This is a genomic window from Sphingomonas sp. A2-49 (assembly GCF_025548555.1).
Lineage (GTDB): Bacteria > Pseudomonadota > Alphaproteobacteria > Sphingomonadales > Sphingomonadaceae > Sphingomonas.
Map to the genome: position 1 here is coordinate 1 of NZ_JAJLPA010000045.1, position 2,525 is coordinate 2,525.

Consider the following 2,525-nt stretch of genomic DNA (forward strand, 5'->3'; position numbering starts at 1 on the left):
GGTAGCCTGTGGATCGGCGTGGAAAAGGGACCCCGGTAGCGGGGTGATCGGCGTCGAAAAAGGACCCCTCATTCCGGTGGTCTAGGCTGCACGCTTGGCGGTGTGTCAGGCGGCGAGATCGGGATGTTGGTATTGGAGACGGTGTTGAGGATCCGGCGCGAGCACGCGGCGGGGAAGGCCATCAAGGCGATCATGCGAGACCTGCATTTATCTCGCAAAGTGGTGCGCAAGGCGATCCGGTCGCCGGAGGCGGACATGGGCTACCGGCGCGAGGTGCAGCCGCTGCCCAAGCTGGGGCCGTTCCAGACGCGACTGAATGCGTTGCTGGAGGAAGACGAGGCGCGGCCGCGGCGCGAGAAGCTGCGCATCACGCGCATCCACGATCTGCTGCTGCGCGAGGGGTTCGATGGCTCATCCGATGCAGTGCGTCGCTATGCGGCCCGCTGGCGGCAGGCACGTCGTCGGGACGTGATGAATGCACCGGCGTTCATCCCGCTGCTGTTTCGGCCGGGCGAGGCCTATCAGTTCGACTGGAGCCACGAGGACGTCGAGATCGCAGGCAAGCCAATGCGCGTGAAGGTCGCTCATGTGCGGTTGTGTGCGTCACGCACGATGTATGTGCGGGCCTATCCGCGCGAGACGCAGGAGATGCTGTTCGACGCTCATGCGCGGGCGTTCGCCTTCTTTGGAGGCGTGCCGACGCGCGGCATCTACGACAACATGAAGACGGCAGTGACGAGCGTGTTTACCGGCAAGGAGCGGATCTTCAACCGGCGCTTCCTGGTCATGACCAGCCACTACATGGTTGAACCGACAGCCTGCTCACCGGCAGCCGGCTGGGAGAAAGGCCAGGTCGAGAACCAGGTGCAGACCGCGCGCGGCCGGTTTTTCCAGCCGCGCCTGCGCTTTGCCAGCATCGAGGAACTGAACGGCTGGCTGGAGGCGGAGTGTCGGCGCTGGGCTGAGCTACACCAGCATCCCGAGCAGAAAGAGCTGACGGTTGCTCAGGCCTGGGCTGCGGAGCGTGGCATGCTCCAACCGGTCGTCACGCCCTTCGACGGGTTCTACGAGAGCGAACACGCGGTGAGCGGGACGTGCCTGATAAACTTCGACCGCAACCGCTACTCGGTCATGGCCAAGGCGGTGCGGCGCGCGGTCCAGGTTCGTGCCTATGCGGACCGCATCGCCGTGCGCTGCGACGGCGAGGTCGTTGCCGACCATCTCCGGTTCTTCGGACGCGACCGGACCATCTATGACCCGTGGCACTATCTGCCGGTGCTGGTGACCAAGCCGGGCGCCCTGCGCAACGGCGCGCCATTCCAGGGCTGGGAGCTGCCACCCGCGCTGTCACGGCTGCGTCGCAAGCTCGGCGCCGGCGACGATGCCGACCGGCGGTTCGTGCGGGTGCTGGCGACTGTGCTCGACGACGGACTGGAGGCGGTGGAAGCGGCCGTGCGCGAGGCGCTGCTGGCCGGCGTCACCAGTGACGACGTCATCCTCAACATCCTGGCCCGCAGGCGCGAACCGCCAAGACCATTGACCATCGTCACGCCCGAGGACCTGGCGCTCCGCCATCCGCCGCGTGCCGACTGTGGCCGCTACGACAGCCTGCGGGGCCTCCATGCTGCGGCATGAGATGATGACGGCCATGGCGGGCCTTGGTCTGAAGGGCATGGCCAGTGCCTTCGACGAGGCGGTGACCACCGGCCTGCAGCGCAAGCGCACGACGATGGAGATCCTGACCGACCTGCTCCGTGCCGAGACAGCCCACCGCCATGCAGCCTCGGTCCGCTACCGGATGTCGGCTGCCAGATTGCCAGTGGTAAAGGACCTCGACGCCTTCGTCTTCGACGGCACGCCCATCAACGAGGGCCTGGTGCGTTCGCTGTACAGCGGCTCGTTTCTGGCGGGCCAGCGCAACGTCGTGCTGGTCGGTGGAACGGGCACCGGCAAGACGCATCTCGCCAGCGCCATTACCGCCAATGTCGTGCGGGAGGGCGCCCGCGGGCACTATTTCAACACGGTCGACCTGGTGAACCGACTTGAGGAGGAGAACCGCCTCGGCAAAGCCGGCGCGCTCGCAAAACAGCTCTCCCGCCTCGATGTCGTGGTGCTGGACGAACTCGGCTATCTGCCTTTCGCCCGCTCAGGCGGTCAACTGCTCTTCCATCTGGTGAGCAAGCTCTACGAACGCACCTCTGTCATCGTCACGACGAACCTCGCCTTTGGCGAGTGGCCCACCGTCTTCGGCGACCCCAAGATGACCACCGCGCTACTCGACCGCATTACCCACCATTGCGACATCGTCGAGACCGGCAACGACAGCTGGCGCTTCAAGCATCGCAGCTGACGCCCAGAGCGACCCGCAGAAGATGCTTCGCGCTGGTCGCGCCTCCGGTCGGGCTACGCCCGCCCTACGCCGCCACCAGCGCGAAAGGTGCGCCGGACATACCCGTCACGCTGCTCGACGAAGGGGGTCCCTTTTGGACGCCGATAGGGGGTCCTTTTTTGGACGCCGATTGACA

2 protein-coding genes are annotated in these 2,525 nt (G+C 65.9%); both read left to right on the plus strand.

Annotation, left to right across the window (positions count from 1 at the left end):
- Positions 1-123: 123 nt before the first annotated feature.
- Positions 124-1,635 carry an IS21 family transposase gene (gene istA, locus LPN01_RS18975; RefSeq protein ID WP_262829988.1) on the plus strand — a complete coding sequence of 504 codons (1,512 nt, stop codon included), beginning with the start codon at positions 124-126 and terminating at the stop codon, positions 1,633-1,635.
- Entirely contained in the window at positions 1,622-2,350 is a 729-nt protein-coding gene (istB, locus tag LPN01_RS18980) for an IS21-like element helper ATPase IstB (protein ID WP_262829989.1), read from the plus strand. Before istA ends, istB begins: the two co-directional genes overlap by 14 nt.
- The last annotated feature ends 175 nt before the right edge of the window (positions 2,351-2,525 follow it).

Excerpts from the sequence above, each read along its gene's own strand:
- istA (WP_262829988.1), top strand. The coding sequence starts at position 124 with ATGTTGGTATTGGAGACGGTGTTGAGGATCCGGCGCGAGCACGCGGCG.
- istB (WP_262829989.1), top strand. The coding sequence starts at position 1,622 with ATGCTGCGGCATGAGATGATGACGGCCATGGCGGGCCTTGGTCTGAAG.